The sequence below is a fragment of the Jeotgalicoccus huakuii genome, from assembly GCF_036665975.1.
In the GTDB taxonomy this organism is placed as follows: Bacteria; Bacillota; Bacilli; order Staphylococcales; family Salinicoccaceae; genus Jeotgalicoccus; species Jeotgalicoccus marinus.
Genome location: NZ_JAVIYN010000004.1, coordinates 83,537 through 104,906, shown reverse-complemented (window position 1 = coordinate 104,906; position 21,370 = coordinate 83,537). Strand labels below are relative to the sequence as shown.

General features: G+C 36.0%; 25 protein-coding genes and 7 tRNA genes. 8 read left to right on the top strand and 24 right to left on the bottom strand.

Annotated features, from left to right (window positions below; genetic code table 11):
• Nucleotides 1–53 precede the first annotated feature (53 nt).
• The 4 genes from menB to V6E76_RS03450 are packed head-to-tail and all read right to left on the bottom strand — an operon-like array spanning nt 54 to nt 4,674.
• Nucleotides 54–872, bottom strand: a complete 819-nt coding sequence (menB, locus tag V6E76_RS03465; protein ID WP_247349266.1) for a 1,4-dihydroxy-2-naphthoyl-CoA synthase — start codon at nt 870–872, stop codon at nt 54–56.
• Entirely contained in the window at nt 869–1,660 is a 792-nt protein-coding gene (gene menH, locus V6E76_RS03460; RefSeq protein WP_247349254.1) for a 2-succinyl-6-hydroxy-2,4-cyclohexadiene-1-carboxylate synthase, read from the bottom strand. Before menH ends, menB begins: the two co-directional genes overlap by 4 nt.
• The gene (gene menD, locus V6E76_RS03455) at nt 1,650–3,317 is read right to left on the bottom strand and encodes a 2-succinyl-5-enolpyruvyl-6-hydroxy-3-cyclohexene-1-carboxylic-acid synthase (protein ID WP_247349243.1); all 1,668 of its coding nucleotides are present in this window, start codon (nt 3,315–3,317) and stop codon (nt 1,650–1,652) included. Before menD ends, menH begins: the two co-directional genes overlap by 11 nt.
• Nucleotides 3,280–4,674: an isochorismate synthase gene (locus V6E76_RS03450; protein WP_247349231.1), complete on the bottom strand. Its 1,395-nt coding sequence runs from the start codon at nt 4,672–4,674 to the stop codon at nt 3,280–3,282. Before V6E76_RS03450 ends, menD begins: the two co-directional genes overlap by 38 nt.
• Nucleotides 4,675–4,790: 116 nt before the next feature.
• Here V6E76_RS03450 and V6E76_RS03445 point away from each other — a divergent pair, with 116 nt between their 5' ends.
• Nucleotides 4,791–5,708 (top strand): 1,4-dihydroxy-2-naphthoate polyprenyltransferase, encoded by a 918-nt coding sequence (locus tag V6E76_RS03445; RefSeq protein WP_247349219.1) that lies wholly within the window; start codon nt 4,791–4,793, stop codon nt 5,706–5,708.
• 75 nt (nt 5,709–5,783) lie between these two features.
• On the top strand, nt 5,784–6,383 hold the full coding sequence (locus V6E76_RS03440; RefSeq protein WP_247349201.1) for a DUF5067 domain-containing protein: 600 nt from the start codon (nt 5,784–5,786) through the stop codon (nt 6,381–6,383).
• A 58-nt stretch (nt 6,384–6,441) separates the two neighbouring features.
• Here the strand turns inward: V6E76_RS03440 and V6E76_RS03435 are convergent, their stop codons facing one another.
• Entirely contained in the window at nt 6,442–6,909 is a 468-nt protein-coding gene (locus V6E76_RS03435; protein ID WP_247349199.1) for a hypothetical protein, read from the bottom strand.
• Nucleotides 6,910–7,171: 262 nt separating this feature from the next.
• On the opposite strand from V6E76_RS03435, the gene V6E76_RS03430 reads away from it, so the two are divergent.
• On the top strand, nt 7,172–7,927 hold the full coding sequence (locus tag V6E76_RS03430) for a MerR family transcriptional regulator (RefSeq protein ID WP_247349197.1): 756 nt from the start codon (nt 7,172–7,174) through the stop codon (nt 7,925–7,927).
• 60 nt (nt 7,928–7,987) lie between these two features.
• Here V6E76_RS03430 and V6E76_RS03425 read toward each other — a convergent pair whose 3' ends face one another.
• From V6E76_RS03425 to V6E76_RS03380, 10 genes are all read right to left on the bottom strand, one after another.
• Nucleotides 7,988–8,770, bottom strand: coding sequence for a CHAD domain-containing protein (locus tag V6E76_RS03425; RefSeq protein ID WP_247349195.1), 783 nt, complete (start codon nt 8,768–8,770; stop codon nt 7,988–7,990).
• Between the two features lie 58 nt (nt 8,771–8,828).
• Nucleotides 8,829–9,686, bottom strand: coding sequence for a fructosamine kinase family protein (locus V6E76_RS03420; RefSeq protein WP_247349193.1), 858 nt, complete (start codon nt 9,684–9,686; stop codon nt 8,829–8,831).
• 124 nt (nt 9,687–9,810) lie between these two features.
• Nucleotides 9,811–10,860, bottom strand: coding sequence for a 2,3-butanediol dehydrogenase (locus V6E76_RS03415; protein WP_247349183.1), 1,050 nt, complete (start codon nt 10,858–10,860; stop codon nt 9,811–9,813).
• A 192-nt stretch (nt 10,861–11,052) separates the two neighbouring features.
• Nucleotides 11,053–11,140 (bottom strand) — tRNA-Ser (locus V6E76_RS03410).
• 37 nt (nt 11,141–11,177) lie between these two features.
• Nucleotides 11,178–11,249 (bottom strand) — tRNA-Glu (locus V6E76_RS03405).
• 11 nt (nt 11,250–11,260) lie between these two features.
• Nucleotides 11,261–11,335, bottom strand: a tRNA-Asn gene (locus tag V6E76_RS03400).
• 7 nt (nt 11,336–11,342) lie between these two features.
• Nucleotides 11,343–11,413, bottom strand: a tRNA-Gly gene (locus V6E76_RS03395).
• A gap of 8 nt (nt 11,414–11,421) precedes the next feature.
• Nucleotides 11,422–11,494: transfer RNA gene (locus V6E76_RS03390), tRNA-Phe, on the bottom strand.
• A gap of 21 nt (nt 11,495–11,515) precedes the next feature.
• Nucleotides 11,516–11,591: transfer RNA gene (locus tag V6E76_RS03385), tRNA-Asp, on the bottom strand.
• Nucleotides 11,592–11,614: 23 nt separating this feature from the next.
• Nucleotides 11,615–11,686 (bottom strand) — tRNA-Met (locus tag V6E76_RS03380).
• Between the two features lie 211 nt (nt 11,687–11,897).
• On the opposite strand from V6E76_RS03380, the gene V6E76_RS03375 reads away from it, so the two are divergent.
• Complete coding sequence (locus V6E76_RS03375) at nt 11,898–12,467, top strand: thermonuclease family protein (protein ID WP_247349181.1); 570 nt, start codon at nt 11,898–11,900, stop codon at nt 12,465–12,467.
• A gap of 63 nt (nt 12,468–12,530) precedes the next feature.
• On the opposite strand, the gene V6E76_RS03370 is transcribed toward V6E76_RS03375, so the two are convergent.
• On the bottom strand, nt 12,531–12,860 hold the full coding sequence (locus tag V6E76_RS03370; RefSeq protein ID WP_247349179.1) for a winged helix-turn-helix transcriptional regulator: 330 nt from the start codon (nt 12,858–12,860) through the stop codon (nt 12,531–12,533).
• 129 nt (nt 12,861–12,989) lie between these two features.
• Between V6E76_RS03370 and V6E76_RS03365 the strand changes: the two genes are divergently transcribed.
• Together V6E76_RS03365 and V6E76_RS03360 are read left to right on the top strand one after the other, a co-directional pair.
• Nucleotides 12,990–13,853 carry a VOC family protein gene (locus V6E76_RS03365; protein WP_247349177.1) on the top strand — a complete coding sequence of 288 codons (864 nt, stop codon included), beginning with the start codon at nt 12,990–12,992 and terminating at the stop codon, nt 13,851–13,853.
• A 267-nt stretch (nt 13,854–14,120) separates the two neighbouring features.
• On the top strand, nt 14,121–15,164 hold the full coding sequence (locus V6E76_RS03360; RefSeq protein WP_247349175.1) for a C45 family peptidase: 1,044 nt from the start codon (nt 14,121–14,123) through the stop codon (nt 15,162–15,164).
• A gap of 32 nt (nt 15,165–15,196) precedes the next feature.
• Here V6E76_RS03360 and V6E76_RS03355 read toward each other — a convergent pair whose 3' ends face one another.
• The 6 genes from V6E76_RS03355 to V6E76_RS03330 form a co-directional block, all read right to left on the bottom strand.
• A complete protein-coding gene (locus tag V6E76_RS03355) occupies nt 15,197–15,916 on the bottom strand; it encodes a deoxynucleoside kinase (RefSeq protein ID WP_247349165.1) in 720 nt (239 codons plus the stop codon).
• A gap of 108 nt (nt 15,917–16,024) precedes the next feature.
• Nucleotides 16,025–16,285 carry a hypothetical protein gene (locus V6E76_RS03350; protein WP_026866640.1) on the bottom strand — a complete coding sequence of 87 codons (261 nt, stop codon included), beginning with the start codon at nt 16,283–16,285 and terminating at the stop codon, nt 16,025–16,027.
• 439 nt (nt 16,286–16,724) lie between these two features.
• On the bottom strand, nt 16,725–17,120 hold the full coding sequence (locus tag V6E76_RS03345; protein ID WP_247349154.1) for a YolD-like family protein: 396 nt from the start codon (nt 17,118–17,120) through the stop codon (nt 16,725–16,727).
• A 79-nt stretch (nt 17,121–17,199) separates the two neighbouring features.
• Nucleotides 17,200–17,631, bottom strand: coding sequence for a protein-export chaperone SecB (locus V6E76_RS03340; protein ID WP_247349152.1), 432 nt, complete (start codon nt 17,629–17,631; stop codon nt 17,200–17,202).
• 2 nt (nt 17,632–17,633) lie between these two features.
• Nucleotides 17,634–17,837: a hypothetical protein gene (locus tag V6E76_RS03335; protein ID WP_247349141.1), complete on the bottom strand. Its 204-nt coding sequence runs from the start codon at nt 17,835–17,837 to the stop codon at nt 17,634–17,636.
• 14 nt (nt 17,838–17,851) lie between these two features.
• Entirely contained in the window at nt 17,852–18,442 is a 591-nt protein-coding gene (locus tag V6E76_RS03330) for a hypothetical protein (RefSeq protein ID WP_247349130.1), read from the bottom strand.
• A 215-nt stretch (nt 18,443–18,657) separates the two neighbouring features.
• Here V6E76_RS03330 and V6E76_RS03325 point away from each other — a divergent pair, with 215 nt between their 5' ends.
• Nucleotides 18,658–19,269: a hypothetical protein gene (locus V6E76_RS03325; protein ID WP_499797702.1), complete on the top strand. Its 612-nt coding sequence runs from the start codon at nt 18,658–18,660 to the stop codon at nt 19,267–19,269.
• Between the two features lie 99 nt (nt 19,270–19,368).
• A complete protein-coding gene (locus tag V6E76_RS03320; protein ID WP_247349125.1) occupies nt 19,369–19,689 on the top strand; it encodes a MazG nucleotide pyrophosphohydrolase domain-containing protein in 321 nt (106 codons plus the stop codon).
• A gap of 99 nt (nt 19,690–19,788) precedes the next feature.
• Here the strand turns inward: V6E76_RS03320 and V6E76_RS03315 are convergent, their stop codons facing one another.
• Together V6E76_RS03315 and V6E76_RS03310 are read right to left on the bottom strand one after the other, a co-directional pair.
• A complete protein-coding gene (locus tag V6E76_RS03315) occupies nt 19,789–21,189 on the bottom strand; it encodes a glucosaminidase domain-containing protein (RefSeq protein ID WP_247349123.1) in 1,401 nt (466 codons plus the stop codon).
• Entirely contained in the window at nt 21,182–21,364 is a 183-nt protein-coding gene (locus V6E76_RS03310; RefSeq protein ID WP_247349113.1) for a hypothetical protein, read from the bottom strand. Before V6E76_RS03310 ends, V6E76_RS03315 begins: the two co-directional genes overlap by 8 nt.
• Nucleotides 21,365–21,370: the final 6 nt, after the last annotated feature.

Genomic DNA, 21,370 nt, shown 5'->3' with positions numbered 1-21,370 from the left:
AAATCACCTCAAAAACACCCATCAGAGACGGGTGTTAGATTATACTATAAACTTTATGGGAATTTAGGAAATTGATCGAAGTCAGGATCTCGTTTTTCTTTAAACGCATCGCGGCCTTCTTTCGCTTCGTCTGTTGTATAGTAAAGTAATGTTGCATCTCCAGCGAACTGCTGTAAACCTGCGAGTCCATCTGTGTCTGCATTCATTGCAGCTTTTAAGAAACGTAAGGCAGTTGGTGAATGTTTCATAATGTCTTCACACCACTCTACTGTTTCATCTTCTAATCGTTCTAGCGGTACAACCGTATTGACTAAGCCCATATCGAGAGCTTCTTGTGCATCGTATTGACGGCATAGGTACCAGATTTCACGTGCTTTCTTATGGCCGACGATTCTTGCTAAGTAGCCAGAACCATAACCAGCGTCAAATGATCCTACTTTAGGTCCTGTCTGACCAAATCTTGCATTATCCGCAGCGATTGTTAAGTCACACACAACCTGAAGTACGTTACCGCCACCAATTGACCAACCTGCAACCATGGCAATGACTGGCTTAGGAATGATACGGATTAGACGTTGTAGGTCAAGGACGTTTAGACGAGGCACTTCATCTGTACCAACGTAACCACCATGACCACGTTTCTTCTGGTCACCGCCAGAACAGAACGCTTTGTCACCTTCCCCAGTTAAAATAATCACCGAAATTCTTTGGTCGTCTCTTGCACGTGTAAATGCATCAATCATTTGTTGTACTGTATCCGGCGTAAATGCGTTATGTACTTCCGGACGGTTGATTGTGACCTTACCAATTCCGTTATAATATTCGTATTTAATCTCACTATATTCTTTAATTGTTTCCCAAACTCTAGTCATGAATCTTCCTCCTGTAAATATGCTCTCAGTATTTCTATGAAGACATCATATGCTTCAAGATGAATATTATGTCCACAAGATTCTACTATTTCTAGTTTAGCACTTTTTATAAGCTGTGACATCGTTTTACCTATAGAGACGAACTTCTCATCCTCTTGCCCTACCATTAATAAGACCGGTTGATGGATGCTTTTTATATCATCCCAGTAGGAGTCTTGGACTCCTGTACCATACTTGAGTAAGCTATCTGCTGCTTCCGATGGATTTAGGCTTTGTCTTTCACTTTGCTGTTGATTTAAAATGTCTGGATCTATATGTTGTTGACTATTAAACAGTGGCAGTGCTTGCCAGTCCTTTAAAAACGCCTGATAGTTCTCAATCATCTTATCATGTCGGTCTTTATCGAGCTGTTGTCTATTCACTCTATTTGCCTCATCCTTTATACCTGCTGAGGCACTTTCTAAAATCAAGCGTTCAACACTTTTAGGCTGTAAAACTGTAAAAGCAAGCGCCACTCTACCACCCATAGAATAACCAAAGATGTCTACCTGACTTAAATTTAGTTCGTTAATGATGTCATCCAGTCCACTTGCGATATCCTTCATAGTATAGGAAATGCCCACACTCTTCGTACCTGCGAAACCTGGTAAATCTACTATGATGACATTTCTAATATCACTTAAAGATTCAGCAATCTTTTTCATACTATTACTTGTCGATAAAAACCCATGTAACAAAATAATAGTTTGACTCTGACTATGATCTAAAAACTCATAATTAAGCTTCAAAATCTGTCACCAACTGCTTTATTTCAGCTTTAAGACGATTATGACTATCTAAGTTATGTTGACGATCTGTTATGATTTCTATCAACTGACGACCGTCCTTGTTTAGCATGTCACTAGTCAGTGCTTCAATAGAACTTACACGATTATATTCGTAATCATAAAGTTTAGCAGCATGTTCAAAATTTAAATCCAATGGTGTCCCAAACAATCTTTCAAAATGCGGTTTATGACTATACTGCGGTAAGTAAGAGAAAATATTACCACCATTGTTATTAAAGACAATGATTGTAAAATCAATATTTTCTAGTTTAGCCATCAGTAAACTATTCAAGTCATGGTTCATAGATACATCACCAATGAGCATTGTCACTTTTTCTTTTGTAGCCAAACCTAAGGCCGTTGAAATAACACCATCAATACCATTGGCACCTCGGTTAGAAAAAACATCATGCTTAACAGGCGTGTCATAGCGTTCAAAATCTCGTATTGGCATGCTACTAGATAAGAAGAATGTTCTTTCTTCATTTGTGCCCTGAATTATATCGTAGACGTATCGACCTTCGTCATCGTATTGACCAATGTGCTTATCAACACACTGACTAATTTCATTAGATAAAGCTTCAAACTGCTTGCTTAAATCAGCTTGATTTGTGGACTCTACTAACCTTGGTAAAATTTCACAAACTGTCCCATAATAAGTCACATCTGGTGTCTTAGGGAATGGTTTAATATCTTGAAATTCACTGATTAGGAATTGTGGGACTGAAGTCCATTTTAAAAAATTATTTGTTAATTTAGATGTTACAGGCTCACCAATTCTAATAATAAAATCCGCTGATTCATCAATGTATGCCTTAAAGGACTCCGTTAAATGTGAAAAGATCATATCGTGGTTGACTATTGTCTTATCAAGTTTTGTTCTTATATTTTGTCTAGGATCACAGATTACAGTTAAATTTTTTGAATTTAGTAGCGGTAATAATTCAGTCAAATCCTCTGCAGTTTCTCCTATCAACACAAGTCCTTGACCATTTAATCGTTCAATATTCCTAGGAACTGTTAACGGGGCACTTATATCCTTTTGTTTTCTATGAAAATGCTCCAACTGCTCGACTTCAGGCATAATGGGTTCTCTAATTGGAATATTAAAGTGTACTGGTCCCATGTTTACTCCAGTAAAATACTGACTCGCTTGCAACACTTTGTCTTCAATCAAACTAAGCGCTGAATCATGATTATCTGCAACTGGTAATTCAGTTTGGTAACGGACAAAATTACTAAACATACCATTTTGATTAATTGCTTGAGGCGCCCCTACATTTTTAAGTTCCGATGGACGATCTGAAGTAATCACAACCAATGGTATATGGCTGAGTCCCGCTTCACTGACCGCTGGTGTATAGTTCGCTGCTGCAGTACCTGAAGTACATAAAATGCCAACAGGTTGTCTTTTTTTCTTGGATAAGCCAATCGCAAAATACGCGGCTCCACGTTCGTCAGGGTGAATGTAAGTTTTGATATGCTCATGTAATTCACAAGCAATAGCCAGGGGCGTTGATCTCGACCCTGGGCTAATTACAATTTCAGACATGCCGTATTCATATAAGGCATCAATATAATTAAACGTTTGCGCTGTTAGTTCGCTTGTATAAGTCATTAGTAGTCGCCTCCAGGACGTTTAACATCGGTGTGAACTTGATCTCCGTTTCTTGAAATTCAGCTTCTGCATCAGAACCTTTAACGATTCCACAACCTGCAAACAAGGTCGCACTACTCGCTGAAATCAACATTGATCTTAAGCCTACGGCAAATTCACATTCCTTATCTTGATGAATGAGGCCAAGTGGGGCTGCGTATAATCCTCTTGTACCATATTCATTTTCCTTGATATACTCTCTTGCTTTTTCTTTTGGTAGTCCACCAACTGCTGGTGTTGGATGAATTTGTTTTAAAATTTTAAATTCATCGGCTTCACTATTTAACATCGCCTGAATCGGTGTATATAAATGATAAATGTATTTATTTTCTAGTAGCTGTGGTTTCTTAGTGTAGTTTAAACCATCAGAAAATGGTGCAATATCATTGATGATAGACTCTCGAACAACTTTGTGTTCAAACAGATTTTTCTCATCTTGTAATAAGAAGTCCTTGTGCTCATCGTTTTCGTCAGGATCAACGAGTCTTTCTATAGAACCAGCAATCGCATTTGTACTTAATTCTTCACCATAAATTGAAAACAATTTTTCAGGTGTCTTAGATACAAAGGTCGACTTCCCTTTTTCATAGTAAATCGTGTACGTATCTGCCTCGTCTTTTAAACGCCTTATTAAATACAAGCGCTTTGCTTTAGACTCAAACCTGATTAATTTTTGCCTAGCAAGCACGACTTTTTTAAAATCATCATCTAGGTTTTCAATTGCCTCATCAACTAATTCCTTCCACTCTTTAGGGAAGATGTCTCTCATACTTTTAACAACTGGCTTATCCTTATCTACTAACTCTATCGCTTCTATAGAAGATAAGACTTCGTCTATTTCTTCAATTAACTCATTTAAGTTGGCCGTAGACTTTAAACGTGTTAAAAATAATTCTTGATTTTTTAAATCAAATTGCCATTCCGGTAAATGGAATTCGACCATTCTAAATTCATTCCACTCATCCGTCGTATCCTTATCATCAAACAGCGTGCCACCAAACAGGTTCAATTTTGATTTTAAGTGATCTGCAAGTGGTTCCATTTGAATATTAGAAAATAATTTTTGTTTACTTTCCTGTAGAGCAATTGGATTAAATCGATCTCTCCAGATACTATCTATATAATTAATACCAATCGTATTATATGTATTATCTTTTGATCTAAACCAATAGCGTGAGCCCTTGGATTCCTTGAAATAAGTAAAAATTTGCTCTTCGTCGATTTGATATTCATTTATAGGGAGATGTAAAGTTAAATACTGACGATCAGAATCCAAAGTGATCTGCTCTATAAAAGTTTTAGACGATTCTAATTTCATGAGTCACACTACCTTCAATATAATTAGTTTCATTTTATCATTTTTTAACGACTGTGTGTATGGACAAGACTTAAATATGATAAAATTAAGCACATCATGTTTTAAAGGAGAAAGTCATGCAAGAAGCTACTGTTCACACAGGAATTAAAAAATATTTAATGCTAACGCGACCTCATACATTAACAGCAAGTTTTGTTCCGGTCTTTATTGGTACTGCGAGTGTCATGTTGTTCAGTGATATTCGCTGGACCATGTTCTTCCTCATGTTAATTGCAACTTTGTTAATTCAGTCTGCAACGAATATGTTCAACGAGTACTACGACTTTAAACGCGGTCTCGATTCCCATGAGTCTGTCGGTATTGCTGGTGCCATTGTCAGAAATGGCATGAGCCCGAAGCTTGTCTTGTCTATTGCGATTAGCTTTTATGTAATCGCTGGGATACTAGGCATAATCATCACGATTAATTCTTCCTTTTGGATTCTCTTAGTTGGTGCGATTTCTATGGCGATCGGTTACCTTTATACAGGCGGGCCTATTCCAATATCTTGGACACCTTTCGGTGAAATATTTGCCGGTTTTTTCATGGGAACAGTTATCATAATGATTACCTTTTATATCCATACTGGTACACTTCAAGTTTTCCCACTACTGATGTCAATACCATCAGCAATCACTATCGGTCTTTTAAATATGGCAAATAATATTCGAGACCGTAAAAAAGATAAGGAAAGCGGTCGAAAAACATATGTGATATTAGTCGGTAAACCATTTGCTGTAGCGACTGCAACCGTGTTGTTACTATTTTCATACTTATTCTTAATTTATATGGCATTTTTCACAGATATGGGGTCAGTATTTCTACTCATTCCTCTTCTGTCAATTCCCTTAGCCATAAAAACTATTATGCTGATGAAAAAAGGGAATACCCCTGTCGAATTGATTCCAGCAATGGCTTCAATGGGTAAATTAAACACAGTGATGGGGCTACTTATGACAATAGGCCTTATCATTTATGGATTAACTGGAATATAATTTCAATTAGAAATTGTATTTAACAAAAAATTCTATATAATTAAAGTTGAGCAATCAAACTTAGGGGGATTTATAATGGATTTTAAAAAACCATTTATTATGGGAGGTATGGCATTAACTCTAGCACTTGCTGCGTGTGGTAATGCCACAGATGAAGAACAAGCAGACAACGAAGGGACAGAAGAAGCGAGCGAAGATTCACTTTCGTATTCTGGGGCAAATGGTGACTACACTTTCAACAACTTTACCGTCGTTGAAGTACCATCAACAGACGAAGAAGGTAATGAAACGTCTGTACCTGCAGTTGTCGTAGAATTTGATTTTGAAAATACAACTGATAATGCTGTAACACCTTCTGAATCATTCAGTTTAGACTTAGCTATTAGGCAACTTAGCGACGCAGGAGAAGCTCCAACAGATAATTTAACAATGGATTTAGAAGATGGCAGCGAGTTCGATGAAGGTAAAGCAGCAAGTTCAGAATTAGTTGATGCTGGGGAGTCTTCGACTGCAGTTGTTGTATACGGACCACTTGACCCTGAAATGGACACTCACCTTCAGGCTAGAGAGAACCCGTTAGAGGAAACAGAAGAACTTGACGAAACACTGGACCTTGACTTCTCTACAGTAGATTCTGCTGAATCAGAAGAGTCCAGTGAGGATTCTGAAGAATAGACTTTTACTTGTAAGCCAAAAGGTCAATGTGATAATCACATTGACCTTTTTTATATCATTATTTTGTTTTGGTTAGAATGAATTTAGTACCTTCAGCTTCATATGTGAGTTCTCCACCTTCCATATCTAGACGAACTGACATTACTGTGTGGGGTTTATTATTAAAGTCTCGATAGTTTATTCTTATACGTGCATTGAGTGTTTGGTCTGGTTGCAAATAAAATTTTATGATGACAACATCATTCTCATCTTCTTCTTTGATGTAATGATATTTAGTCGTAAAATCATAACCTTTTACATAGACCTTACTAATTTGAAATGGGTTATCACTCTTGTTTTCTATGCGAAACATCATATATCTACCGCGGTCATCCGTTCGCCAACCCACCTCATCAATCATTAATTTCGGTTGTGTCGTCATCACTTCAGAACGTTTTCTTGCTGTATATGCACCTAAGGCCACAATTAAGGCAATAAACAAGCCGACGATAACAATTACATCTAACCATACTGATAAGGGATCCATTTATTCTCAACTTCTTTCTATAGTTCCTTTACATTATTTTACCATTAAATTTATGTTATCTAAATAAATATGATACATTGAAGATGATAACGAAGGAGAGATAAATATGATTCAGGTACTGATAGCAATTGGTATTGCCTTTTTTGCCTTCTTAATTCTTGCCATTGCCCTTTTTATATCTACCAACAACAAAAATTCTAAATAAACACTTGACCTTGACGTTACGTCAACTCTTATTATGAGAAATGTCAGGAGGGATGATATGGAATATACAGTCAGTCAGCTCGCAAAATTATCAGGCGTTTCTAGTCGTACATTGAGATATTACGACCAGATTGACTTACTCAAGCCAGCTAAAATCTCAACGTCCGGTTATCGAATTTACAGTAAGAAAGAAGTCGATTTGCTGCAGCAGATTCTTTTTTATAGAGAATTGGATGTTGGCTTAAAAGAAATCAGACAGATAATCAAAGATAGTGATTTTGACGTGCTTACCACTTTAAATGCGCACTATAAAGCATTGACTGACGAACGTACCCGCCTCGACGAAATAATCAAAACCGTAGAAAAGACGATTTTGAATCATAAAGGAGAGATCGATATGTCAGATCAAGAAAAATTTGAAGGGTTTAAAAAAGATTTAATCAATAAAAACGAAGCAGAATTCGGCAGTGAAATTAGAGCAAAATATGGTGATACAACCATAGACGAAAGCAATGCAAAATTAATGGGCATGAGTGAAGATGATTACGAAGCGTTCAGAAATCTAGAACAAGAAATTATCGAGTTGTTAAAAACAGCAATACAAACTAATGATCCAGCTTCTGAAGCTGCCAAACTACTCGCAAGTAAACATAAAGAGTGGCTGAGCTTCAGTTGGCCTTCTTACTCAAAAGAAGCGCATAGAGGCTTGGTGGAAATGTACGTTCAAGACGAAAGATTCAAGCACTATTATAATCAACATGTAGACCAAGGTGCTGAATTTTTAAGAGACGCAGTGCTTGAGTATACAAAATAAGTGTGAAAAATTGATTAAACTTATATAATCCAAAAATGCACGCCTCATGGCATGCATTTTTTACTTGCTAGGCAACTCTTGCTTTTGTATGTCAGCAAGGTCTAAAAATAATTGTTTAAGCGATTCATTATCAGTTTTCTCAGCATAGTTATTAAGCAATCTAATATTTACCTCTGCATCTGTCAGTTGACCTAAATCATCCTGAATATCTTCTGCCTTTGATGCAATCTTCTTGTGCTTCACAGAAGATAATTTACCTAAATCCTCAGCAGGATAGCGTAATTTTTTTGCTTCTTTTCTTAATTCATGTACGCCTTCATAGTCTTCTAAATCTAAATGCTCAAAGTTTTTCAGTAATTTTTCCTCTTTCTTTTGCAATTGCTTCTTAATGTCCTTATCTAGTTTTTTCGGCTTTTTAAAAGATAATTGATCAATGGCTTTAGATGCATCGTCTAGTGCTGTTGTTGAAGTTAAAGTATTCGTCTTATTAAATGTTCGATTCATTTCACGACGACGTTCTTTAGTAAAATGATTAAATAATTCTTTGTATTCATTACTTAACTCTGGTTCTTTAGTCGCAACAACCGTACACCATTCATTTAATACATCGATTTCCCTAACTGGTCCATAGATAAAAGCAAAATCTCTTAATGAATTATTAACATGATCATAGTCCGCTTCATCCATAGATTCCTTCATAAAATTAAACATACTTCTCAATTTCCTACTATTTGTACGTATTTCGTGTGCATAGTCTGGATTAAAAGGATTATTTCTGTAATTGGTATACGCCTTTTGCAAAACTTTCAATCTCTTATTCATTACTTTTCTAGCTTCTTCCATATTTCATCGCCCTCACAATTAGTGCAATTTTATATTATATACCCCCACTACATATAATTTATGCTTCTGACATAATATCCAACATCAATTCTTTACAGCTTTCCTTATATAACCCACCAAATTTCGCAAGATGGACAAAAATCAAATAGAATTTATAGAATCTTATACGGTTCCATGCATCTTTTTCTAATGGGTAAACCTCATCATAAGCATCATAGAAGTCACCACTAAACCCTCCAAAAACAGTCGTCGCACCTAAATCAAATTCACGGTCTCCAAAGAATGGAGACGGATCAAATAAGACAGGTGTACCATCACGTTCAAACATGTAATTTCCTGCCCACAAATCACCATGTAAAAATGACGGTTTGCTATTATGATTTTCTAATGCTTCTACGATGACCTGGCGTGTTTTATCGTATAGGTCTAGATCATCCTTATTCCAGTAACCTCTTTTTACGACTATATCTCGAATTACATCGAGTCGTCGTTCCACAAATAGTTCAATCCAAGAATCCGTCCATGTATTATCAAAGGTCATATCCCCACCTTCATGTGGAAAATCATAACCAAATTGACCATTTTCATTATGTTCTAAATGTAATTTAGCCACCATATGACCTAAATCTGCTTGACTACCACTGCCCTCAACAATAAATGAAAGCAGTAAATATGCATCACCATCGATTTCCCCACTACTGATTACTTTTGGTGCATTGACACCAATCTCAGCAAACTTTTTAAGACCCGCTGCTTCAGATAAATAAAATTCCTCTGTACGGTTCGGCTGTACCAAGAGAAAATATTCTTTAGATTTAGTTTCTACTTTATATGCATCATTAACGTCCCCACCAGCAACAGGGCTAATAGAAACAATATCGGAAATTGGTAAATTATTATGCCATTTTTGATTCAAGACCATCACTCACTTTCAACAATCTCATACAAATTATTTCCCTAAAAGGTTGATGGGCAAACTGATGTTAAAATGAATAATGGCCCTCTGTCATGAGCACAGAGAGCCACTAAAACTGAATATATTATTCTCCACTTAATTTAACTAAGATCTTAGATTGATTCTTATTATTTAACAATTCTTCAAAGCCTTTTGTCACAACATCTTCCAGTTCAATCTGATCTGTAATGACTTGGCTTGGGTCGATTTGACCACTTTCGATCATTTTAACAGTTGCTTCAAAAATATCTGGCTCATATGCAAGTGTAGATGAAATTCTTACACCACTTGCCGTGAGTAACATTGGATTGAAATCCATTTCTTTTTCAAAAATAGAGACGATAGTTACCATACCTCGAGCTCGTGTCACAGCAATGGCTTGATTCACAGTTACCGGAACACCTGCGACTTCAAAAGCTCTGTCTACACCATCTGGATAGTATTGTTTCACAAATTCTACAGGGTCCTCATTGCCTGAGTTAACGACATAAGTTGCTCCAACTTCTTTAGCTTTTTCTAGGCGATTATCACTTAAATCAAAAACGATAATATCCTTAGCACCAGCTGCACGAGCTGCAATAACAGTTAACAACCCAATCGGTCCAGCCCCAAACACAGCAACAGAATCACTGAAATTCATTTCAGATTCTCTAATAGCTTGTAATGCAACAGCTGTAGGTTCTACAAGCGCTCCAATTTGTAATGATGTGTCATCTTGTAATTTGACTATATTTCGCTGATCAACGACTGTAAAGTCAGCAAATCCACCATCACTACCGAGACCAACAAAGGTAAATCCTTTGTACATGTCAACTAAAGGATTTTCATGAACCTTACCTGTAATTAGAGGATTGATAGTAACCTTATCTCCTACTTTAAGGTCTTCTACCCCACTACCAACTTCTTCTATCACGCCAGAGAACTCATGTCCCATAGTCAATGGTGCTTGTCTTCCAGTTAATGGCGACGCTTCATCTTTTGGAATGAAAATTGGACCTGCGTTGTATTCATGTAAATCACTTCCACAAATACCCGTCCATGCCACTCTAACCTTAACATCATTCTCTTTAACTTCTGGTATTTCAACATCTTCTACGCGAATGTCTTTTGCTTCGTAAAATACTGCCGCTCTCACTTGCAATCATCCTTTCAAATGTTGTTCTACTATTATTATCTCTTAAATACAAAATTTCTCAAATAATATCCATGATATTCATAAAAATTTTTAGATTATTATGACATATATGTGAACCTTTAATTTTACTAAATGAGAGCATAAAAAATGGACACGCGTTTAGACACGTGTCCACTCTTTCTATCATTCTAACGGACAGCGAGGGATTTGAACCCTCGAAACGGGGTTGCCGTTTACACGCGTTCCAGGCGTGCGCCTTCAGCCACTCGGCCAGCTGTCCAAAATAAAAAACAGAAGTGCGATTACACTTCTGAATATGACCCGTACGGGACTCGAACCCGTGTTACCGCCGTGAAAGGGCGGTGTCTTAACCGCTTGACCAACGGGCCATAACAAAAAATGGCTCCACAGGTAGGACTCGAACCTACGACCGATCGGTTAACAGCCGATAGCTCTACCACTGAGCTACTGTGGAATAAAAGAGCGGGTAGACGGGATCGAACCGACAACATCAGCTTGGAAGGCTGAGGTTATACCATTTAACTATACCCGCATTAAAAATGGTTCAGGACGGAATCGAACCGCCGACACTGTGAGCTTCAATCACATGCTCTACCAACTGAGCTACTAAACCATACTAAATGATAAATAATAATGGCGGTCCCGACGGGAATCGAACCCGCGATCTCCTGCGTGACAGGCAGGCATGTTAACCGCTACACCACGGGACCCGCTTATGTAAAGCATAAGAAAATTGCGGGAGAAGGATTCGAACCTACGACCTCCGGGTTATGAGCCCGACGAGCTACCACTGCTCCATCCCGCGATAATATTATTTAATATATATTTAATGTCTGTTATTTATATTACTGGTTTCTACATTACAATTCAAGTGTTTTTAACACTTTTCTTATATCAAATTTACACTTTCTTTACTACCTTAAGTTTATAACTAAAGTTTTTAAGGAAATAAACAATTGTTTTCAGTATTAAAGCAATATAAGATTAAACTATATGTATGTAGAAAGGAAGTTCATATGGCTAACGAAAACAAACCAAATAACAAATTAATTAGACCTAGACATCTTAAAAAACTCGGTATACCTGGAATGATAGTCATCCTACTACTTTTCATTGGTGTTACGGTCTATAACGATAATTTTGCAGGTAATGACGATGAAAATTCATCTGCCGAAACTTCTTCAGATAATGTTGTTACTGTAGACCAACATATTGATGGTGATACGACACGATTTAACTATCAAGGTGACACCCACAATTTTAGGTATCTAATTATCAATACACCTGAAATCGGGAGAGATGGTGATGAAGACGACCCTTATGCAGAAGAAGCATTTGAACGGACACAAGAACTCTTAGATAACGCTCAAGAAATTACAGTTGAGTTCGATGAAGAAAAAACAGATCATTACGATCGCTACCTTGCATATGTCTACGTAGATGGGGAAATGGTTAATGAAACACTTGTACGTGAAGGCTTAGCCACTGTCGATTACGTTCATCCTCCTAATGATAAATATGAAGACCTGTTACGTGACGCTGAGGAGGAAGCCAAACAAGACCAAGTTGGCGTTTGGTCCGAATAATAAATAAAACACCACATATCCTATGGCTCTTTGTCATTAAATAGGATATGTGGTGTTTTTCACTTATGCTTCTTGTTTATTTGGATGTTCAATCCAATTTTGAGACCAGTCTTCAATATCTTTAAGTACCGGTTCTAAAGACTTCCCTTTTTCTGTTAATGAATATTTAATAACAACAGGTGTCTCTGGAATTACTTCACGTGTAATTAGTCCTTCTTGTTCCATACTCTTCAAACGATCTGATAGAACCTTACCACTCACGCCAGTTGCAGACTGAATTTCACCAAAACGAGAGTTTCCATCCATCATCTGATAGATTAATAGTGCAGTCCATCGTTGGCTTAATATATTGACCGCTTTTTCAAAACGGGGACACATTTCGTGTTGAGCCATGCATATCACTCCTCTTTCAATATATAATAGCACAAATCACCACCTAATAAAAGTAAAATATATTACTTGCTATTACGTAATTATAATTGTATACTTAGTTACATAAAGTTAGTAAATGGAGGAAATGTTATGGAATTTCATAAAAATAACGCAATTTATACAAACACTGTCTCACTAAATGTAAAGGACTTAGAAAAATCAACTGATTTTTATACAAATATAATTGGTTTTAAAGTGTTATCTAAAACTGAAACATCAGTCAATTTCACAGTAGACGGGAAACACACACTATTAAGAATTAATCTTGCAGAAAGCGACCGTCCTAATCACCGTACAAGTGGTTTATATCACTTTGCATTACTCTTACCCAAGAGAGAAGATTTAGCACTTATCACAATGCATTTAGCATCTAAACGTATACCACTCGGTTCTGCTGACCACAACGTTAGTGAGGCATTGTATTTAGAGGATATCGATGGAAATGGAATCGAAATTTATATTGATAGAGATCCTGAGCAATGGATTTGGAACGACGGTCAAGTGCATATGGTTACTGAAAGCTTAAATGCTGAAGACTTACTTAAGTATCAGCCTAACCCAAATGACTTTAAAGGATTACCTGAAGGTACTATAATGGGCCATGTACACTTACATGTTGGTAATTTATCAAAAGGTGAAGAATTCTATACTGAAGGCCTCGGTTTAAATGTTGCCCTACGCTTTGGTGGACAGGCATTGTTTATGTCTAGTGAAAATTATCATCACCATATTGCAATTAATGTTTGGAACGGCGTGGGTGCACCTGCTAGTGAAAAAGGTACAGTTGGCCTCGATTATTTTGATTTAGTATACCCATCACAAGACGTTCTAGATTCTGCAGTATCAAGATTAACTGACCTTGGTTATCAAGTTGAAATTAATGATTCATTTGTTGATGCTGTTGACCCATCAGGTACACACGTACATCTTGTGACACATAATAGTCATAGTTAATTGAAAAACTTTCTCAATTACCGTTGACTCATTCTCAATTACATTGTATATTAGTAATTGAAAATGATTATCAATTAAATATTAATAGGCCCCCTCTTATTAATTCTATAAAAATCATTTTCAGCTACTTTAATCTATATTCGCACATTATACGAAGCCGTACTCAGACCCAGAGTACGGCTTCTCTTTGTCTATAAGCAGATAATTTCTAGATACATCTAAAACAGTTTATAATATCTCTACTATTATTAAACAAGGAGTGTGGTCATGAACTCATATTACAGCGATGTCGTTCAGTTTAGAGGTAGTCATTATGATTTTGGCCGCTATCAAGGTGAAAAATTAAAGGCCTCCCCTATTTTAAAGAACAGACAGAAACAGTGGAAACCACGCATGAACAGGCACTTTATAACTGATGAATCATTATCAATTCATTTCCTTAAAAAAATTGCCCCACAAATCGTTGAAGAAATATTCGGCTTAAGAGATGCCTTAGATTTAGACACTAAAACTGCCTTACAACAATTTGGCGGCTACTATTTGGAGTTAGTTGTGAGCGGCTGCTCTATATTTGCAGATGAGGATTTTCTCATTAGAAATTACGATAGTCACCCGAGAGGCTATGAAGGTCGCTACGTTTTTTATCAACCAACCGACCAAGGTTTTAGTACAGTCGGGCCTTCAATGCAAATCGCAGGCCGTATTGATGGGATGAATGAAAAAGGCTTAACTATCGGTTATAACTTTACTCATACTAAGAAGAGCTCGGATGGTTTCTTATGTAGCATGATTTCAAGACTTGTCTTAGAGACGTGTGAAACCGTCGCTGATGCAATCGATTTACTCAAGGAAATTCCTCACCGTCATTCATTTTCTTACGTAGTACAAGATCAAGCAGGTATTTCTTATGTAATAGAAGCTTCACCAAGAAAAGTCATCCATAGACAATCTTATGTATGTACGAATCACTTCCATGTTCTCAATGAAGAAAATCGCTACAGACAAGAAGAAACAAGAGAACGTGAAGAGAACATCATCAACTTCCAAAACAATAAGCCAGAACCTTATGAAGCTTTTAAAATAATGAATCAGATGAAAAATGGTATCGCGTCTCATAAGTATGATGCTTCAGCAGGTACCTTGCACACATCCATGTACTTCCCTAAAACTTTAGCTAGCCTTTTCTCCCTAGGTACAGATAGAAAGCCAGTTATCTTTGACTTTAATAAATGGCTCAGTGGTGAGAATGTGAATGTAAGTAAATTAAAAGGGCAAATTAACTCTGATAAACTGTTCGTAAACATGAAATGACAGGTACCAAAATATTGGCACCTGTCATTTTTTTACTCTAGTTCCTCAGGATGAACGAATCCTCTATTATTTTTCAATGTTTCTTCAATACCTGCTAACACTTCTTTTACATGTTCTGGTTCGTAGATATCCATCTTATCAATATCAATTGTATAAACTGGAGAAATAGCTTTATCTTCATACTCGCTTAAGAATTGCTTTTCATACATATTATATAAGTCTTCATAGTACTTCAGTAAGCCAGGATTACCTTCAATTTGCTCATAATAACGACCGCGTCGTCTAATACGTCTCATTACCTCATCAAAAGAACCATGTACGAGTACCATTAAATCAGGTGATTTTTTATATAAAACCTGCTGTTTATATAAATCATGCAATTCCTCCATCATATTCTCATGTAACTCTAAATATGTGTCATATTCATCCTTATCCATGGACCCATTTTCAAACTGCAATCTCGCAAAAATCATTGCATCTTCATAGATTGATCGATCTAATACAGAATTTGGATGTGCCATAGCACTCTTAATAGCCTTAAAACGATGATTTAAGAAAAAGACTTGTAAATGGAAACTATATCTCTCCGGATCATCATAATACTTGGCCAAGAATGGATTGCCATCTACCTTCTCTTCTAATAAATCTACTCCGAAATGTTTGGCAATAACCTTGCCCCATTCTGTCTTACCAGCACCTATTGTCCCTGCTAATGTAATCAAGTAACCATCACCTTTACTATTAATACTCATTATATTCACCAAGTTATATTTTTTTAATAAACCCTTACTATAATAACATTTCACTGGGTAAATATGTGATAAAACTTCACAAATAAAATAACTTCGACATTATCGAAGTTATTTAGATTTGAATCCAGAGACTTGTGTCTCCCATTTCTGTTTATTTTTTTTAATAAATTGAATGAGTTCAGATTCTGTTTTGAATATGTAGTCGTCCATTTTGCTACTATCTATTGATGAGATGGTCATCCTAAAGCCAAAAAGTGGACGTTTAAATACAGTATATGACCACCGATCTGTATAAAAACTGATTGTCTCTTGATCCACATCTGTGATTACCCAAGATTCTGACTCTATAGTTTTTTTGATTTTCTCCATCTAATCTCACCCCTGTAATGATTATACAGTGATTTATAAATATTAATATTAGAAATTACAAAATGTTCCAATCATTATAATGTTAAATTTTGTCCACTATTAATAAAGTGATAGTTTTATACAAAAATAAGAAAAATTAATCAGTATAAATAGCTTATGACTAGTAAAATATATTGAATCAAAAAAAGCTTAACCATAATTGGTTAAGCTTTAAGAACGGAGATGGAGGGAATTTCAAAACCTTATATATCAACGCTTACAATCACTAGTTGACAATATATTGCCAAGCTTAAAACTTTTAAATTCAAAACTCAGTTCCCTATACTACCGCTTTTTTGACAAGCCACCTCTTCCCAGGTGGCTTTTGTCATGGACACTATTTTTGTATATCTCTATTATAGCTCATATAAACGAATTATTAAATGTTCGTCTGAATAAGCTAAATATAATCATACCGTCTTACCTCGTAAATATGCTTAAATTCTACATATATAAGATTACCCTCTTTACTCACACTAACCACCCTACTCCAGTTGTCTATATGCTCTATCTTGCACTCGATTTGGTGCTCATACCCTACAGACCAATATCGCAGTATCACATTACTATCGATTAACTCACGTAACTTCAACTCTAAGGCTTGTAGCAAGTCCTCAGTTAAGTATGGCTCAGGCACATGGACTTGTGCCTCTATCATCTTATCCACGTTCTCATACTGTTCTGGCATGGTGGCAAACGGTGCCCACTTGATCATAGTCCTGCCTTGTGGGATGTTGTTGTTTAATAGTTCCGGTGGCATATAGCGGTAGTCTAAGTTCGTATGATTATTGTCCATATAATCACTCCTTAGAGATAATTATATCGAACGTATGTTTGGTGTGTAAAGATAAAAAAACCACCTGCTGTGAGGTGGTTTAGTCTAATTCTTTAATAATTATATTATCTTCATCTTCAAGATATTTAACAATGTTCATTACTGGCAAAATAAAAGTTGGGAATTCGTTAGTAACAGTTGTCAGATTAGAAACAATTTGTCTTAAATATGGAAATAATATTGCTACCGCATTAGTTTTTAAAAAAGATTCAAATGGTTCGTCTTCTGCTTCATTAACATTGTAAAAAAATATTCCACTAATACATACTTTTATGCAAAATGGGGAAGTCTTATCGGTCATAGAACCAACTGAGAAATTCATATCTACAATTGCTTCTTTTTCAGTTTTATTTATGACTATATCAAAACTCGGGTCTAAATCGACCTCTCCGTCATCAGTAGGGATGAAATTCTCATTTTTATGATATATCATTTTATCTACAGAATATGTTTCAAAAGTTAATCCTGCCATAATTATGCCGCCTTAGTATTCCCTTTTTTATTACGACGCTTATTCTGGGAATGTTTTTTATTGATTCTTATATTATAAATATTATTTCTATTTACGTTGTAACTTTTATTTTCTTCTAACATACCTGACAGTTTCATAGCATGAAGAATTTTTCCTTTTGTGAATTTATGATTCTTTTCAAGGTAATCTCCAATTCTAATGCTCATAATAATCTCTCCTTTTATAAATTAGATACCCTATTTACATTAATACAATTATGATCTCTAACTGATATTTCGGTACCATTATAAAAATTTGATCGAGACGCATTTTCAAACGAAGTAAAAGTATCTTTCTTTACACCTTGTATAGTGATTCCCATTTTCTCTTCTAAATCTGCAATCATCATTTCTATAAAAATTCCATCGTATATTTTTCTGTTCTTATGACCATCATTTTTGCTCTGAGACCATATTTCGTATGCTAAATTTTCATTTTCTCTTTGTATTTGTAGATAGTAAGCATTGTTATCTGCAAAGTCCAAATCAAGAAAATGATTTTCATTAAAAGTTAAATCAGCAACAATGATAGATACTGCATCAGTATTTTCTTTTCTTTTGTATTTCAGAGCGTATCTTTTAGCGTTGTCATAACCTTTAGAAACAATATTATCATTATCAACAAAAAAATAAGTGCCAAATCCCAAATCGTTGGGCAATCTTTCTTTTTTTGATTCATAAATATTATACTTTGTATAAGTAAATCCATTTTTATATACTTCATTGGCTATTGATGTCTTAGTGCCATGATACCCCTTGACATTGTAATACACAAAAAACACCACTCTCAAATTTCACGTCATTATTATAATAATATCAATACGGAATTAAAGAGTCTAGAAGAACTTTTTGAAATCTGAAAGTTCTACGTATACTTAGTATACTTTTATGTACCCAAAACTCAAAATAATACCAATTTTTATTTAGTACTAATAAATTGATGTATAGTATATGATTGAATTATCTAAAAAGGAAAGGACTGATAAAAATGGATCTAAAGGATAATATGGCTCCCTACATTAGTGCTGTATCGGATGGAATAAAAGATGAAAACTGGATTTTATCAATGATTGGTTCACTTACACTTATTGATATATGTTCTTCAATGAGCGCTAAAAAAAATCAAACTAATGGAAAGAAATACGCTGATTGGTTCGATGAATATTGCACTCAATATAAAGTTAATTTATCAAAGAACTCTAATGAACCAGGAAATTCTAATAAACCTGAAGACTTTAGAAACTGGTTGAATTCTGAAGATAGATTGGTAGGTGGAATAGATGAGGTAGAGCACACTTATTTCAATGGAATTTTAGCATATGCCTTAAGGTGTTCTTTGCTACATAATGGAAATGGAAATATGAGTGAACAAACTATTCATAAAAATAATTTGAATGATACTTTGGGTGCTAATAACCTTATTTTAGATGCTAGTGATGAATCTTTAATAATAGAACAAATTGGTGATAAGATTTTTTTAAATCCCAAGCATTTTTGCGAAGAAGTGGTAAAAGGAGTTAACGATTGGATAAAAGATAATAAAAATGAAATATCAGTTATTAATAATTCAAATTCAGCTATTAAAATAAAGCAGAAGTAAACCTAATAACCCCTCTTCCTTCAATGACTCAGGTTAAATATTATCTATAATCTCTCTTTTGTTATAATAACAATCGAATAATTATTGGGAGGAATACAAATGAATGCTACTGAATTTCAACAATGGGTGGAAAAATATTATAAAAGTCGTGGATGGTCAAATCTAGATATTTTCATAAGAATTGGCTTTCTTGCTGAAGAGACTGGTGAAGTTGCTAGAGCCATACGTGCTTTGGAAATCGGTAGAGATAGACCAGATGAAGAAGTTGAGTCATATACTGAAAATAGAGAGGATTTAATTGGAGAACTCGGTGATGTTCTAGGCAATGTTGCAGTGATTGCAAATAAGTATGATATTTCATTAGAAGAAGTATTTAAGGCTCATACAGACAAACTGAATGATAGATACTCAATCGAGTAAATTATGTATACCCCTCTTACAGCCATTCCAGTAACTGTTCGAGGGGATTTTGTTAAATCACTATATTGTTTGTAGTAAATCACTTGTTTTATGATGTTGTTATTTTATTGCGTTCTTCTTATGCCAATCTAGCACTTTCGAGTCTTTCTTCGTACTCAACTTCGTGAGTTTACCCCACAGTTTCGCTTTACCAAACGATACTGCTGGATTGCGTACACCTAGTGGCGCGAAGTAGTAGTTACTGTCTTTTCTACCTGGATACTTAAAGCGTCCCCACCAGTAGCCATCTGCAAACCATATGTGGTCGAAGTTGATAAAGTCGCCTGGACGTAGATAACTACCTTCTGCGACTGGTTTGTTTAGGTGTAGACGAGGTGCACCAGTAGACTTGTAGCCACGACGGACAACAATCGTTTCAGATGCAACAAATGTTCCTGCGAAACGCCAACCTTTCTCACTAACGCCTTGTGGTTTGTTGCTGACTTTTGGCTTAAAAGTCGTTTTCTTAGTTGCACTAGACGAGCCTTTCTTAATAGCGTTAAGGTGTGCTTGAACACGGTTTTTAAACCAGTTCCATTTACCGTTCGCTAAGATAACATGCGGACAATACTTGCCTGAGTAGTCTTGGTGCTTCTTAACTTTGTCGATACCCCAACCATACTGGTGAAGTACATACGCCGTATAAAGCGCTGCGTTTTCTTCTGCTTTAAGGTATCGAGCCGACTGATGTCCGTTATTTCCACCGTCTAATGAGTAACAAATTTCGATGTGGATTGCTCTACGGTTACCTCGTCCATTTGCACCGTCTCCTGCTGCAAAAGCATTACGGTTAAATGGAATGGCTTGTACTGCTTCTTTGTCGTCTATAGCTACATGAAATGACGTGTAGTTGGCTGTACGGTTCATGTACGCCACTTCATTTCTAGCTGTCGCTGTGTTCGCTGTATTGTGAATACAGATTTCTAACGGTTGCATCGAGTATGGTGCATTATATTTATACATGCTCGGATTCATCTGATTTACTATCGTATATCCCACGCTATTACCTCCATTATTACCGTCAAGTGACGATAAGTTATTTGTTTCGATTAAATTAACGAGCTTGTTCGCATACTGAGGATCAGTTGCATAACCACACGCTTGTAGCGCTCTAGCTTGCGATTCATAGTCAGTTGCGTTTAAAACACGTTGATAATTCTGTGTACGCCATGGTGTGGACGTGAAGAAATTACCGTGGTCAATAATCGACTCACGATAACTCGGATATTTCTTAAATGCAGCGTTGACTGTCGTCCATCTACCGTTCAGATATTCTTTTGTACGAACGGTGTAGGATTGACCGTTGTAATTACCTTTAATGCCGAATAGATTATTCGCTTTACGAGCTAATTCCGACGTGCCACGTGCCGATTCCAAAATCGCTTGAGCCACGATTACAGACGGTAATATTTTCGTATTTGAAGGAATGTTCCGTTTAACCTCTTCGATAAAGTTACTCATCGTGATTGACCACTTCGTCAGTTTCTTCAGGCATAACGTCCTCTTCTGCTTCATCTTCTGGAAGTCCGATAAACTCGCCTTGCGCTACTTCTTCGACTTCAAAACCTTCTTCGGGAACTTCCTCAACGCCAATACCTTCTTCTAACTCAATTTCTTCTGCTTTACGGTCTGTCATATTCGT